This window comes from Pseudomonas sp. SORGH_AS_0211 (assembly GCF_031453455.1).
Lineage (GTDB): Bacteria > Pseudomonadota > Gammaproteobacteria > Pseudomonadales > Pseudomonadaceae > Chryseomonas > Chryseomonas aestiva.
The window spans coordinates 2,578,219-2,591,289 of sequence record NZ_JAVIZV010000001.1 but is presented as its reverse complement, the minus strand read 5'-3'; the positions used below and the strand labels follow the sequence as shown (position 1 = coordinate 2,591,289).

The 13,071-nt window shown below is 68.5% G+C and carries 11 protein-coding genes and 1 pseudogene; 3 read left to right on the top strand and 9 right to left on the bottom strand.

Going from position 1 to position 13,071, the window contains the following annotated elements; genetic code table 11:
* The first annotated feature begins 5 nt into the window (after positions 1-5).
* Positions 6-671 carry a DUF480 domain-containing protein gene (locus tag QE393_RS12000; protein WP_310043692.1) on the top strand — a complete coding sequence of 222 codons (666 nt, stop codon included), beginning with the start codon at positions 6-8 and terminating at the stop codon, positions 669-671.
* Here QE393_RS12000 and QE393_RS11995 read toward each other — a convergent pair.
* From QE393_RS11995 to QE393_RS11970, 6 genes are read right to left on the bottom strand one after another with little or no spacing between them, the layout of a single operon-like run.
* Entirely contained in the window at positions 659-2,239 is a 1,581-nt protein-coding gene (locus QE393_RS11995; protein ID WP_310043690.1) for a BatD family protein, read from the bottom strand. The genes QE393_RS12000 and QE393_RS11995 overlap by 13 nt on opposite strands.
* Positions 2,236-3,909: a tetratricopeptide repeat protein gene (locus QE393_RS11990; protein ID WP_310043688.1), complete on the bottom strand. Its 1,674-nt coding sequence runs from the start codon at positions 3,907-3,909 to the stop codon at positions 2,236-2,238. Before QE393_RS11990 ends, QE393_RS11995 begins: the two co-directional genes overlap by 4 nt.
* Positions 3,906-4,904, bottom strand: a complete 999-nt coding sequence (locus tag QE393_RS11985) for a VWA domain-containing protein (protein WP_310043686.1) — start codon at positions 4,902-4,904, stop codon at positions 3,906-3,908. The genes QE393_RS11990 and QE393_RS11985 overlap by 4 nt, the downstream gene beginning before the upstream one ends.
* On the bottom strand, positions 4,897-5,391 hold the full coding sequence (locus QE393_RS11980) for a DUF4381 domain-containing protein (RefSeq protein WP_310043685.1): 495 nt from the start codon (positions 5,389-5,391) through the stop codon (positions 4,897-4,899). The genes QE393_RS11985 and QE393_RS11980 overlap by 8 nt, the downstream gene beginning before the upstream one ends.
* Entirely contained in the window at positions 5,388-6,326 is a 939-nt protein-coding gene (locus QE393_RS11975) for a DUF58 domain-containing protein (RefSeq protein ID WP_310043683.1), read from the bottom strand. Before QE393_RS11975 ends, QE393_RS11980 begins: the two co-directional genes overlap by 4 nt.
* A gap of 1 nt (position 6,327) precedes the next feature.
* Positions 6,328-7,287: a MoxR family ATPase gene (locus QE393_RS11970; protein WP_133862363.1), complete on the bottom strand. Its 960-nt coding sequence runs from the start codon at positions 7,285-7,287 to the stop codon at positions 6,328-6,330.
* A gap of 317 nt (positions 7,288-7,604) precedes the next feature.
* On the opposite strand from QE393_RS11970, the gene QE393_RS11965 reads away from it, so the two are divergent.
* A complete protein-coding gene (locus QE393_RS11965) occupies positions 7,605-9,695 on the top strand; it encodes an LTA synthase family protein (RefSeq protein ID WP_310043680.1) in 2,091 nt (696 codons plus the stop codon).
* A 69-nt stretch (positions 9,696-9,764) separates the two neighbouring features.
* Here QE393_RS11965 and QE393_RS11960 read toward each other — a convergent pair whose 3' ends face one another.
* From QE393_RS11960 to QE393_RS11950, 3 genes and pseudogenes are all read right to left on the bottom strand, one after another.
* Positions 9,765-9,980 carry a cold shock domain-containing protein gene (locus tag QE393_RS11960; RefSeq protein ID WP_166655908.1) on the bottom strand — a complete coding sequence of 72 codons (216 nt, stop codon included), beginning with the start codon at positions 9,978-9,980 and terminating at the stop codon, positions 9,765-9,767.
* Between the two features lie 120 nt (positions 9,981-10,100).
* Positions 10,101-10,541 (bottom strand): annotated as a pseudogene (locus QE393_RS11955) (cold shock domain-containing protein membrane protein); the annotation flags it as partial.
* A 34-nt stretch (positions 10,542-10,575) separates the two neighbouring features.
* Entirely contained in the window at positions 10,576-11,046 is a 471-nt protein-coding gene (locus QE393_RS11950) for a Dps family protein (protein WP_132832088.1), read from the bottom strand.
* A 211-nt stretch (positions 11,047-11,257) separates the two neighbouring features.
* Here QE393_RS11950 and aspS point away from each other — a divergent pair, with 211 nt between their 5' ends.
* A complete protein-coding gene (gene aspS, locus QE393_RS11945; RefSeq protein ID WP_310043677.1) occupies positions 11,258-13,033 on the top strand; it encodes an aspartate--tRNA ligase in 1,776 nt (591 codons plus the stop codon).
* Positions 13,034-13,071 lie beyond the last annotated feature (38 nt).

The following is a 13,071-nucleotide window of genomic DNA, read 5'->3' as shown; positions in this document are numbered from 1 at the left end:
CCGCCATGAGCCAAGCAGTCACCCCCGCCTTTGCCGAGGAGCCGCTGGAGGCTACCGAGATCCGCGTCCTCGGCAGTCTCATCGAGAAGCAGCTGACCACCCCGGAAAGCTATCCCCTGACCCTCAATGCCCTGGTGCTGGCCTGCAACCAGAAGACCAGCCGCGAGCCGGTGCTCAACCTCACCCCGGGCGAAGTGGGGCAGGGACTGCGACGTCTGGAGGACCGCGGCCTGGCCCGCCTGGTCATGGGCAGCCGGGCGGATCGCTGGGAACAGCGGCTGGACAGGGCCCTGGAACTCCCTCCACCCCAGTGGGTGCTCTGCGCCCTGCTGTTCCTGCGCGGGCCCCAGACCCTGGGCGAATTGCTGGCCCGCAGCGGCCGGATGCACGCCTTCGATGATACCGAGCAGGTGCGCCACCACCTGGAGCGCCTGATCGCCCGCGGCCTGGCCACCGGCCTGGGGCGACAGCCTGGCCAGCGCGAAGAGCGTTATCTGCATCTGTTCGGCAACGCGGCAGAACGCGATGCCCAGGTCGCGCAGCTGGGTAGTGCCGCCGAGAGCGCTACCCCTGCCGGCGGACGCGAAGGCCGGCTGGAGGCGCTGGAAGCCCGCATCGCCGCCCTCGAAGAGCGCCTGGCGCAGCTGGAAGAAGCCGCTCAGCGCGGATAGAGCGGTGGCAGGGTGTCGTGCACGGCTGCCGGCGTCAGCGGCGGCAGGGCATTGATCGCCTGCCATAGCGTCTCGCCCTGCCAGCGCTGACCGGCTTCGCTGTAGAGCGCCCCGTTGAGGTCGTCGAGCGCGGCGGCCAGGGGCTCGAAACGTGCCCCCATGGCCGCCAGGGTTTCCGGTTGCTGTCGGGCCCAGGCGTCCAGGGCATGACGGGTGACGTGGGGATCGTTGCTCTGGCAGGCGCGGCGCAGCTCTTCGCGCTGCAGGCGGCTGTCGAGATCGGGCACGGTCGGCAACACCGCCGGCTGACGGCGGGCGCGCCACCAGAGGCCGAAGCCGAGCAGGGTGGTCAGGGCGAAGAAGGCCGTCGCCAGCTGCCAGCGCCAGAGTCCCCGGTCACTGCCGGTGATCTTGGCCGCCGCTGATGCCACCGGTTGCAGCGTCGGATCCTCGGCGACCACCAGGGGCTGGGCGGGCAGGGTAGCCCGCTCGAGGGTATCGGTCTCGGTGTTCCACCAGACCACCTCCACCGGCGGCAGGACCTTGTCACCCGTGGAGGTGGGAATCAGGGCGACCCGTTCCTCGCGTTGCCCGACCAGCCCGCGCGCCTGGGTCTGCAGCGACAGCCGCGGTTGCTCGGCATAGCGCTTCACGCCCTCGATCTCGGGCAGCACCAGCGGGGGGAGCTGACCAGGTGCCAGGCCTTCGGCACGCAGCTGCAGTGTGCGGGTCAGGGCGCTGCCCTCGCGGGCCTCTTCCGGCGCGGGATTCCATTGCTGCGTCAGGGTCAGGCTGCGCGCCGGCACCCAGGGCGTCTGCGGCGGATAACTGGCCGGTTGTGGCAGAACCTCCAGGGTCAGCGCCGGAGTGCGCAGCTGGATCGGCTGGCCAGCCCGCGAGCTGTCGTCGAGGCCACCGGCGAGGGTGGCGCTGAAGGTCTGGGGTGGCAGGACCAGGGTACCGCTCTGCAGCGGATGGATGGCGTAGCGCCATTCGATCACGCCATGCCGCACCCCCTCGACGTCGCGCTCGTAGACCTGTGGAGTGCCGAGCAGATCCACCCGCGCATCGCTGGGATTGGGCGGGGTGAGCACATGGTCGTCATAGAGCGCCACGGCGTGGTAGAGGCGGATGGTCAGGATGGTCTCCGCCTGCACATAGAGCCGGGTGCGCTCCACCGCGGCTTCCAGATAGACCGGTTCGCGGGTCTGGCGCCTGGCGGCAGTGGCTTCCACGGTAACGGTCAGCGGCTGGCTGCGGGCGCCGTCCAGGGTCAGGGCAGGAATGGTCAGGGCGCCGCTGGCCTTGGGTTGCAGGGTCACGTTCCAGCGCGTGGTCACCCGCTCGCCGGGCGGCAGGCTGTTCTGCCGTACCCCGAGCACCCGGAAGTCCTGCTCGAGCGGGCCGAGATCGGGCTTGCCGAACTGGGCGGGGTCGGTGGTCTCGAGGATGAGCTCCAACGTCTCGTTCTGACTGAGCTGGTTGCGCTCCAGGCGGGCGCTGAGATCCGCCGCCTGGAGCAAGGGCGCGAGCAGCGCGAGGGGCAGCAGCAACGGATAGGACTTCATTGCAGTGCGTTCTCCTCGCGTTGTTGTTGCTGGTACCAGAACTTGCGGCGCAACAGCTCGGCCGGGTTGTCGGGGATCTCTCGCAGCCACTGCTCGGCGGCCTGACGCTGTTCTTCCGCCAGCGGATCTTCGGCATAGGCGGGACTGACGAGCCAGTCCGCGCCGGCCTGGGCCTGCGGCTGCGGGCTGGCCGCGGCGGCTGCAGCGGACGGCGGGGTACTGCTATTGGCCGGCTCGTCCGCCTGGGCGCTGCTCTGGCTGGCGTTCTGCGCCTTGCGACTGCGGGCGGCGGCCTCGGCCTGGGCTGCGGCGCGTTGGGCCAGCAGGCGTTCGAGGCGATTGCGATTGCGCAGGGCGGGGGTCAGATCCGGGCGCAACACCAGCGCCGCCCGGTAGGCACGCAGGGCCTCGTCCAGGCGTCCGGCCATGGCCAGGGCGTTACCGCGATTGTAGTGGCCGTCCGCCGACGGATCCCGGGCGAAGGCCGCGGCGGCGCCGCTGAAGTCGCCGGCGCGGTAGAGCGCCACGCCGCGCCAGCGCTCGTCGCTGAAGAGGTCAGCGGCCGCGCCGGCCTGGTCGTCGGCCAGCAGCTGCAGGGCCTGCTGGTCGCGAAGCAGCCAGAGGTCGTCCCAGCTGCCGGCCTGCGCCGGAGGGGGCGTCAGCAGCAGACAGAAGGGCAGGCTCAGCAGCCAGCCGCGGCGCGCGCCGCAGGCGACCAGGATCAGCAGAGGTAGCAGCAGCAGGTAACCCTGGTCGCGCCAGTCCGAGGGGGCCTGGCCTTCGCTGGCTCGCACAGCGCCGGGACGCTCCAGCAGGCCGAGACGGCGCAGGTCGCTGTCGTCACGCTGCAAGCGCTGATAGCGTCCGCCCAGCGCCTGGGCGACGCCCTGCAGGTGGCCTTCGTCCAGTCGGGCGATGCGGATGCCGCCGGCGGCGTCGCTTAGGTAGTTGCCGGTCTCGGCGGCCACCGGGGCACCCTGGGGCGTACCCGGGCCGAGGATCGCCAGCTGGCGTAGTCGACCCTGCAGCTGGCGCTCAAGGCCCAGGCGCTCGCGGTCGTCCAGGTCGCTGGCGATGAGCAGCAGCCGGGCGCTGGCGCTGGGCGCCGGACCGAGCAGCTCCAGGGCCTGGGCGATGCCCAGGTCGGCGCGCTGCCCGGGCACCGGCATGATCGACGGCCGCAGCGCCTTGAGCAGGTTGTCCATGGTTGGCAGGTCGTCGGTCAGGGGCACCAGGGTGTGGGCGCTGCCGGCATAGACGACGATGGCGGTCTCGCCGTCCTGGCGCGCCTTGAGCAGGTCCTGCAGCTTGCGCTGCACGGCCAGCAGGCGGTTCGGGGTGACGTCGGTGGCGAGCAGATCGGGCGTTAGCGCCAGCACCACCACCAGCGGATCGTTGCGGCGAAAGCTCTGCGCTTCGCCCTGCTGCCAGCTGGGACCGGCCAGAGCCAGGCAGGCCAGCACCCCGGCCAGGCCCAGCAGCACCAGGCCAAGGGGCGAGCGCTGGCGATCGCTGTCACTGAGCAGCCAGGGTTGCAGCGCCGGAGGCAGCAGCGCCTGCCAGCGCCCGTGGCGATGCCGGCGCCGGCGCAGCGAGCCGATCACCAGGGCGACCGGCACCAGGGCCAGTAGCCACCCGGGACGCAGGAACAGCGGCAGCCAGTCGTTCATCGGGCCTTGCCTCCCCGCTGCCAGCGCTGCGGCCACGGCAGGCGGCCGAGCGCCAGGGCCAGGCCGAGCAGCAGCGCCCCGGCCAGCGGCCAGGGATAGAGTTCACGGGTGGGACGGGCCTGGTCCGGCTGCTGGCGGATGGGTTCGAGGCGATCGAGCTGGCGCGACACGGCGGCCAGTTCGGTGCTGGATCTCACCCGGAAATAGGCGCCGTTGGTGACCTCGGCGAGGTGGCGCAGCATGGGTTCGTCGAGATCGCTGGGTGTCGCGCCGGCGCCGAGGGTATCCGGATCGGCGCCGATGCCCAGGGTATAGACGCGCACCCGCTCGCTGGCCGCCAGGCTGGCCGCCACCTCGGGCGTCACCACGCCGCCGTTGCTGGCGCCATCGGTGACCAGGATCAGGGTGCGGCTGTTGTCCGGTCGCTTGCGCAGGTGCTTGACCGCCAGCCCCACGGCGTCGCCCACCGCCGTGTTGCGCCCGGCCAGGCCGATCTGGGCTTCTTCGAGGAGGGCATGCACGGTGCGTCGGTCGGCGGTCAGGGGCGCCTGCAGATAGGCCTGGGAGCCGAACAGGATCAGGCCGACACGATCGCCCTGGCGACTGTCGATGAAGCGGCCGAGCAGTTGCTTGACCAGCGTCAGGCGGCTGACATTCTCGTCGCCCAGCTGCATGTCCGGGGTGTCCATGGACCCGGAGACGTCCACCGCCAGCAGGAGGTCGCGCCCGCTCACGTCCAGCGGCTGGGGCGGTCCCACCCATTGCGGGCGCGCCGCGGCGGCCAGGATCAGCAGCCAGCCCAGCAGAAAGGGCAGCAGGCGGCGGGTGCCGCTCAGGCCGCCGGTGTGGCGGATGCGTCCGCCCAAGTGTTCGAGTTCACCGAGGAATTCCACGCGCAGGGCCGCCTGGCCGCTGTCGGCCGCGGGCAGCAGCACGCGCAACGCCCAGGGCAGCGGCAACAGCAGCCACAGCCAGGGCCAGGCGAATTCAAACATGCTTGCGGATCCAGGTGGCGACGGCCTCCTGCAGGCCGTCGATGACGCGGTCATTCAGCCGGCAGTCCGGGCGATAGCCGCCGTCGACCAGAATCATGTAGCGCGTCAGGCCGGCCGCCGGGCAGCGCGAATCGAGAAAGGCCAGCCAGTCGCGGCCGCTCAGGGTCTGGCTGAGCTGATCCGGATAGCTGGCGCGGCAGAGGCGCTTGAGCAGCGCATTCAACGCCTGCAGCCAGGGTCCGGCTGGCGCGCCATAGGGACGTGGCAGGCGGGCCAGTTCGGCCAGGGCGGTGGTACGCAGATCCTCTTCGGTGGTCGCCTCGACGGGGAGGGCGCTGTCCAGCGGCCGCCGGCCGTGACGGTGGCGCAGAAAGAAACCCAGGGCCACCACGACCAGCAGCAGCAACCACCAGCCCGGCGCCGGTGGCCACCAGGCCGGTTCCGGTGGCAGCCGCAGCGGCTCCAGCGTCGGCAGGCCCGGGGTCACGAGGTGTACCCCGGGCGATGTTGCCGCAACAGATGCCGCAACTGCTCGACCAGATCGTCCGCCGTGGACAGCGGCAGCAGCGGGATGCCCAGGCGCAGGCTGAGCTCGGTCCAGCGTTCGCGGCGCTGCGCGGCCTGCTCGGCATAGCCCTGGCGGACGTCGGCGCGATCGGTATCCAGCTCCACCTCGGCCTGGCCGCTGGTGAAGCGCAGCAGGCCGGCCTGGGGCAACTCATGATCCAGCGGATCGGAGAGCGGCAGCAGGACCAGGTCGCTGTGCCGCGAGAGCAGGGTGAGGTGCTGCTCGGTGGCCACGTCCAGGCTGCGCTCGTCGCAGATCACCAGCGCCAGGCTGCCGGGACGCAGCACCTCGCGAGCACGGCGCAGGACCTGGTTGAAGGTGATGCGCGGCACCTGTGCCAGGGCCGGGTCCTGCAGCGCCCGATTGGCGTTGATCAGGTGATCGAAGAAGCGCAGCAGATTCTGCTTGCTGCGTCGCGGGCGCACCTCGTGCAGGCGTTCGCCGCCGAAGATCATGCCGCCGATACGGTCGTTGTGCTCCAGCACCGCCCAGCCGATCAGCGCGGCCAGCCGACCGGCCAGCACCGACTTGAATTGCTGGCGGGTGCCGAAGAAGGTGCGCGGACTCTGCTCCAGCAGGAGATAGACCGGGCGCTCGCGCTCTTCATGGAACAGCTTGGTATGGGGTTCGCGGGTGCGGGCGGTGACGCGCCAGTCGATGGCCCGGACGTCGTCGCCGGGCTGATAGGCGCGCACCTGGTCGAAATCCACCCCGCGGCCGCGCAGGCGCGAATGGTGCAGGCCGATCAGCGGGCTGCGGCGTCCGGCGGCGGAAAACAGCTGCACTTCGACCACCCGGTGGCGCATTTCGATGAGCTCGGCCAGGCTCAGGGTCACGCCGTTGCGCTCGGCCATCTCAGGCCACGGCCACCAGATCGAGGATGCGCTGCACCACCCGGTCGTGATCGATGCCGGCGGCTTCCGCCTCGAAGGACAGGATGACGCGGTGGCGCAGGACGTCGAAGACCACCGCCTGGATATCCTCCGGGCTGACGAAGTCCCGCCCGGCCAGCCAGGCATGGGCGCGGGCGCAGCGATCCAGGGCGATGGAACCACGCGGGCTGGCGCCATAGGTGATCCAGTGCGCCAGGTCCTGGTCGAAGCGCCCCGGGGTGCGGGTCGCCATGATCAGCTGGACCAGGTATTCCTCCACGGCATCGGCCATGTACAGCCCGAGCACCTCGCGACGAGCCGCATTGATCTCCGCCTGGGTGACGCGCTCGGTTGGCAGGGTCTCGCCGTCCAGGGCTTCGCCGCGGGCCTGGGCCAGGATGCGACGCTCCACCGAGGCGTCGGGGTAGCCGATCTTGACGTGCATCAGGAAGCGATCGAGCTGGGCCTCGGGCAGCGGATAGGTGCCTTCCTGCTCGATGGGATTCTGGGTGGCCATCACCAGGAAGAGGTCGGGCAGGGCATAGGAGGTGCGGCCGATGCTCACCTGGCGTTCGGCCATGGCTTCCAGCAGCGCGGACTGCACCTTGGCCGGCGCCCGGTTGATCTCGTCGGCGAGCACCAGATTGTGAAAGATCGGCCCCTGCTGAAAGGAGAAGGTCGCCGTGTCGGGGCGATAGATCTCGGTGCCGGTGATGTCGGCCGGCAGCAGGTCGGGCGTGAACTGGATGCGGTGGAAATCGGCCTCCAGGCCTTCCGCCAGGTCCTTGATGGCCTTGGTCTTGGCCAGCCCCGGGGCACCTTCCACCAGCAGATGACCATCCGCCAGCACCGCGATGAGCAGGCGCTCCACCAGGGTTTCCTGGCCAAGGATCTGGCTGGTCAGGTAGGTGCGAAGCATCTGCAGAGCGTCACGGTGAGCCATGGGACATCCTGAATACGGCACTGGAGCGGTCAAGGGTGCTGGATTTTACTGCAAGCGGCGGCTGCCGCCCATGCCTGTGCTGACGTCGCAACCAGAGCAGTCCTTGACGAAATTTTGACGAGCTCCTGCTCAGGCTGGGCGATTGACGGCGCGGTGGAGGTCTCGCTTCGGCCAAGCCCGAGCGGCCAAGACTGGCGCGATCGCGCCGGAGGGTTAAACTCCCACGCCTGCCGACCGCGCCCGAGGCCTCTGCGTGGCCGATCCCGAGCCGCTGGCCACGCGCCGCGAATCCCTGCTGCTTTTGACAAGGTGTTTTCATGTCGCAAACGGAAGTCCCCCAATCCCCGCGCACCCCCGGCATCCGGCCGGTGCCGACGCTGGGTAGCCACCTGAGCTTCGTCCTGGGCTGCGGCCTGGCGCTGCTGGTCATGTTCACCCTGCTGCGCCTGGCGTTGCTGGGCTACAACACCGACCTGATCGGCGATTCACCCTTCGCCACCTTCGCCGAGGCCTTCTTCAACGGCGCGCGCTTCGACCTGCGCCTGGTGGTCTATATCTGCGTGCCCTCGCTGCTCTGTCTGTTGAGCGCCAGAGCCATGGCCGCGCGCCGGTTGCAGGCCGGGTGGTTCACCCTGGCCGCCAGCCTCTGCCTGCTGCTGGGCGTCGGCGAGCTGAATTTCTATCGCGAATTCCACCAGCGCCTGAACAGCCTGGTGTTCCAGTACATGCAGGAAGACCTGCACACCGTCACCAGCATGATCTGGAACGGCTTCCCGGTGGTGCGCCTGCTGCTGGCCTGGGCCGTGGCGACCCTGCTGTTGGGCCTGGTGTTCTTTGGCGTCGAGCGGGCCACCCGGCGTCATGCCGCGGCGCGACCGGCCGCCTGGTATCGCCGGGGCGCGGTCTTCATGCTCTGCCTGGTGGTGGCGGTCGTCGCCGCCCGTGGCACCCTGAGATCCGGGCCGCCGCTGCGCTGGGGCGACGCCTATACCACCGACTCGATGTTCGCCAACCACCTAGGTCTGAACGGTACCCTGACCCTGATCAATGCCGCCGAGAACAGCTTCTCCGATCACCGCGACAACAGCTGGAAGGCCACCATGCCGGCCGCCGAGGCGCTGGCCACCACCCGGCAACTGCTGCTGACCCCGCGTGACGAACTGATCGACGCCGACAAGGCCGCCGTCCGCCGGATCTACACCCCGCCCACCGACGGCCAGCTGCCCAAGGTGCGCAACGTGGTGGTGATCCTCATGGAAAGCATGGCCGGTCGCTATATCGGTGCCCTGGGCAACGAAGACGGCATCACCCCCAACTTCGACGCCCTGGCCAAGCAGGGCACCCTGTTCACCCGCTTCTTTTCCAACGGCACCCACACCCACCAGGGCATGTTCGCCACCATGGCCTGCTTCCCCAATCTGCCGGCCTTCGAGTACCTGATGCGCATGCCCGAGGGCGCCCACCAGTTCTCCGGTCTGCCGCAACTGCTCAGCACCCGGGGTTTCGACGACGTCTACGTCTACAACGGCAACTTCCAGTGGGACAACCAGTCCGGCTTCTTCAGCAACCAGGGCATGACCCGCTTCGTCGGTCGCGAAGACTTCGTCAATCCGGTGTTCATGGACCCGACCTGGGGTGTCTCCGACCAGGACATGTTCGACCGCTCGGTGCAGGAACTGGACAAATTGGCCAAGGCGCCGGACGGCAAGCCCTTCTATGCGCTCTTGCAGACCCTGTCCAACCACACCCCCTATGCACTGCCCAAGGACCTGCCGGTCACCCCGGTCACCGGCCACGGCTCGCTCGACGAGCACCTCACCGCCATGCGCTATGCCGACTGGTCGCTGGGGCAGTTCTTCGCCAAGGTCAAGCACGAACCCTGGTACCAGGACACCCTGTTCGTCATCGTCGGTGACCACGGCTTCGGCAACAACGAGCAGATCACCGAGATGGACCTGTCGCGCTTCAACGTGCCGCTCTTGCTGATCGGTCCGGGCGTGCAGGAAACCTTTGGCGCCCGGCGCGACACCGTGGGCAGCCAGATCGACGTGGTACCCACGGTGCTGGCCCGCTTCGGCCGGCCGACCCAGCACCAGTGCTGGGGCCGCGACCTGCTGGGTCTGCCCCAGGGCGATCCGGGCGTGGCGGTGATCAAGCCGTCGGGCAGCGACCAGACCGTGGCCCTGGTCACCGGCGATCGCATCCTGGTCAAGCCGCGTGATCGCGACGCCGTGCTCTATCGCTATCACCTGGGCACCCAGGCCGGTGGCGAGGTGCTCAAGGGCGATGCCAGCGCGCCCGAGTTGCAGAAGCGCCTGGAAGCCTTCATCCAGACCGCTACCGCCAGCCTGCTGGGCAATACCACCGGCATGACCGACAGCAAGGCCGCCGAGGCTCAGCGCCAGTAACGCCTGTTCCTGACGTTCGCCCAAAAAGAAAGGCCGCCCCGAGGGCGGCCTTTTTCATTGACGAAGGGATCAGGCGGCGATGATGACGTCTTCGGCCTGCAGCCCCTTGTCGCGCTGGATCACCGAGAACTCCACGCGCTGGCCTTCCATCAGCACCCGATGGCCTTCGCCGCGGATCGCGCGGAAGTGCACGAAGATATCGTCGCCGGTGTCGCGGGAGATGAAGCCGAAGCCCTTGGAGGTATTGAACCACTTCACCGTGCCGCGCTCGCGGTCATCGGCCAGCGGGCGTGCCGGGGCGGCCGCAACGGGCACCGGACGCGCCACCTGGCGCGGGCGCGCCTCGGCATCGATTACCGGGGCACTGCCGGCCGGGGCGCGAAACTTCTCCGGCAGGCTGGCCAGGGCGGCGACCAGGGTCAGACCCAGCGGCAGCAGCTCGGCCGGCAGGCCGCCGATCTGCTCGAGGGGCGCCAGCAGGATGAAGGTCTGGGCCACGACGGCGAGCACCAGCAGGGCGCTGGCGAGTTTCTGGGCACCGCTGCTGCGGCTACGGGAGAAGGGTGTGAAGAGGAGGGTGGCAAGACCCAGCAGGGCCAGGTGGATGGACTCGGGTTGATCGAAGGACGAGGTGTCGGACTGCAGTCCGGGAATCGCCGATAACAGGAGCGCAGCGGCGCCCACCACGACATGGACAGTAGATAACGTGTTCAATGTGAAATCACCTTGGGATAGATAACACGGGTCTGCCGAAACTGCCGGAGCGATGCCCGACAGCGGAATGACCCGGCGCGAAAAGCGCGTCCTTATTAAACCCAAAAGGTGAGGGCCGCTCAATCGTGGCACCGTCGCGGGCTGCGACCCGCGACGGTGGCCGGACTCAGGCGGCCAGCAGGCTGCGCAGCATCCAGGCGGTCTTTTCGTGGGTCTGCATGCGCTGGGTCAGCAGATCGGCGGTGGGCTCGTCGCTGACCTTGTCCAGCAGCGGGAAGATGCCCCGGGCGGTCCGCACCACGGCTTCCTGCCCCTGCACCAGCAGGCGGATCATCTCCTGCGCGTCCGGTACGCCTTCCTCTTCCTTGATGCTCGACAGCCGGGCGTAGGCGGCATAGGTGCCCGGCGCCGGGAAGCCGAGGGCGCGGATGCGCTCGGCGATGTCGTCCACGGCGACCGCCAGCTCGGTGTACTGGGTCTCGAACATCAGGTGCAGGGTGTTGAACATCGGCCCGGTCACGTTCCAGTGGAAGTTGTGGGTCTTCAGATACAGGGTGTAGGTGTCGGCCAGGAGGCGCGACAGGCCCTCGGCGATCTGGGCACGATCCTGTTCGGCGATTCCGATGTTGATTTCCATGCTGACGGCTCCTGTGCGTCGGTTGCGAAGGGCTCCGAGGCTATCACAGAACCGCTGGCCGTTTAGCCAGTGTTCGCACGTCGAGCTGCGCGCCCGGCTACGGTAAAATCGTGACGGATGATATAGAATCTCCCGTTCAGTCGAGCGCCCGGTCCTGCCGGCCCGGCGCCTCCACGCATTCAGCCTGTTCTAGAGAAGCGAAACCACGACCATGATGCGCAGCCACTATTGCGGCCAGTTGAACGAGAGCCTGGACGGCCAGGAAATCACCCTCTGCGGTTGGGTCCACCGCCGCCGTGACCACGGCGGGGTCATCTTCCTCGACATCCGCGATCGCGAAGGCCTGGCCCAGGTGGTGTTCGATCCGGATCGCGCCGAAACCTTCGCCAAGGCCGACCGCGTGCGCAGCGAGTACGTCGTCAGGCTCACCGGCAAGGTGCGCCTGCGTCCCGAAGGCGCGCGCAACGCCAACATGGCCTCCGGCGCCATCGAGGTGCTGGGCTACGAGCTGGAAGTGCTCAACGAGGCGGAAACCCCGCCGTTCCCGCTGAACGAGTACACCGACGTCGGCGAAGAGACCCGCCTGCGCTATCGCTTCATCGATCTGCGTCGTCCGGAGATGGCCGAGAAGCTCAAGCTGCGTTCGCGCATCACCTCCAGCATCCGCCGCTACCTGGACGAAAACGGTTTCCTCGACGTGGAGACCCCGATCCTGACCCGGGCCACCCCCGAGGGTGCCCGCGACTACCTGGTGCCCAGCCGCACCCATCCCGGCAGCTTCTTCGCCCTGCCGCAGTCGCCCCAGCTGTTCAAGCAGCTGCTGATGGTCGCCGGCTTCGATCGCTACTACCAGATCGCCAAGTGCTTCCGTGACGAAGACCTGCGTGCCGACCGCCAGCCGGAATTCACCCAGATCGACATCGAGACCAGCTTCCTCGATGAAAAAGACATCATGGACATCACCGAGACCATGGTGCGCAACCTGTTCAAGGAAGTGCTGGACGTCGAGTTCGGCGAGCTGCCGCACATGACCCTGGCCGAAGCCATGCGTCGCTTCGGTTCCGACAAGCCGGACCTGCGCATCCCGCTGGAACTGGTGGACGTGGAAGACCAGCTCAAGGACGTCGACTTCAAGGTTTTCGCCGGTCCGGCCAACGATCCCAAGTGCCGCGTCGCCGCCCTGCGGGTACCGGGCGGGGCGAGCATGCCGCGCAAGCAGATCGACGACTACACCAAGTTCGTCGGCATCTATGGCGCCAAGGGCCTGGCCTACATCAAGGTCAACGAGCGCGCCGCCGGCGTCGAGGGCCTGCAGTCGCCCATCGTCAAGAACATCCCGCTGGACAACATCAATGTCATCCTCGACCGCGTCGGCGCGGTGGATGGCGACATCGTGTTCTTTGGCGCGGACAAGACCAAGGTCGTTTCCGAAGCCCTGGGCGCGCTGCGCATCAAGCTCGGCCACGACCTCGACCTGCTGACCTGCCAGTGGGCGCCGCTGTGGGTGGTCGACTTCCCGATGTTCGAGGAAAACGACGATGGCAGCCTGACCGCCATGCACCACCCCTTCACCTCGCCCAAGTGCGACCCGCAGGCGCTCAAGGCCAATCCGGGCGCAGCCCTGTCGCGGGCCTACGACATGGTGCTCAACGGCACCGAGCTGGGCGGCGGTTCCATTCGTATCCACGACAAGAAGATGCAGCAGGCCGTCTTCGAGGTCCTCGGCATCAGCGCCGAGGAGCAGGAAGAGAAATTCGGCTTCCTGCTGGATGCCCTGAAGTTCGGCGCACCGCCCCATGGTGGCCTGGCCTTCGGCCTGGATCGCCTGGTGATGCTGATGACCGGCGCCTCGTCTATTCGTGAAGTCATCGCCTTCCCGAAGACCCAGAGCGCGGCTGACGTCATGACCCAGGCGCCCGGCGCCGTCGATGCCAAGGCGCTGCGCGAGCTGCACATCCGCCTGCGCGAGCAGCCCAAGGCGGAATAAGTCCTATCGGCGGAGGGCGCCCGGGTGGATGCCCTCCG

Coding starts and splice junctions, on each gene's coding strand:
- QE393_RS12000 (WP_310043692.1), top strand. CDS start 6: ATGAGCCAAGCAGTCACCCCCGCCTTTGCCGAGGAGCCGCTGGAGGCT.
- QE393_RS11970 (WP_133862363.1), bottom strand. CDS start 7,287: ATGGCTCACCGTGACGCTCTGCAGATGCTTCGCACCTACCTGACCAGC.
- QE393_RS11990 (WP_310043688.1), bottom strand. CDS start 3,909: ATGAACGACTGGCTGCCGCTGTTCCTGCGTCCCGGGTGGCTACTGGCC.
- QE393_RS11965 (WP_310043680.1), top strand. CDS start 7,605: ATGTCGCAAACGGAAGTCCCCCAATCCCCGCGCACCCCCGGCATCCGG.
- QE393_RS11975 (WP_310043683.1), bottom strand. CDS start 6,326: ATGGCCGAGCGCAACGGCGTGACCCTGAGCCTGGCCGAGCTCATCGAA.
- QE393_RS11995 (WP_310043690.1), bottom strand. CDS start 2,239: ATGAAGTCCTATCCGTTGCTGCTGCCCCTCGCGCTGCTCGCGCCCTTG.
- aspS (WP_310043677.1), top strand. CDS start 11,258: ATGATGCGCAGCCACTATTGCGGCCAGTTGAACGAGAGCCTGGACGGC.
- QE393_RS11950 (WP_132832088.1), bottom strand. CDS start 11,046: ATGGAAATCAACATCGGAATCGCCGAACAGGATCGTGCCCAGATCGCC.
- QE393_RS11985 (WP_310043686.1), bottom strand. CDS start 4,904: ATGTTTGAATTCGCCTGGCCCTGGCTGTGGCTGCTGTTGCCGCTGCCC.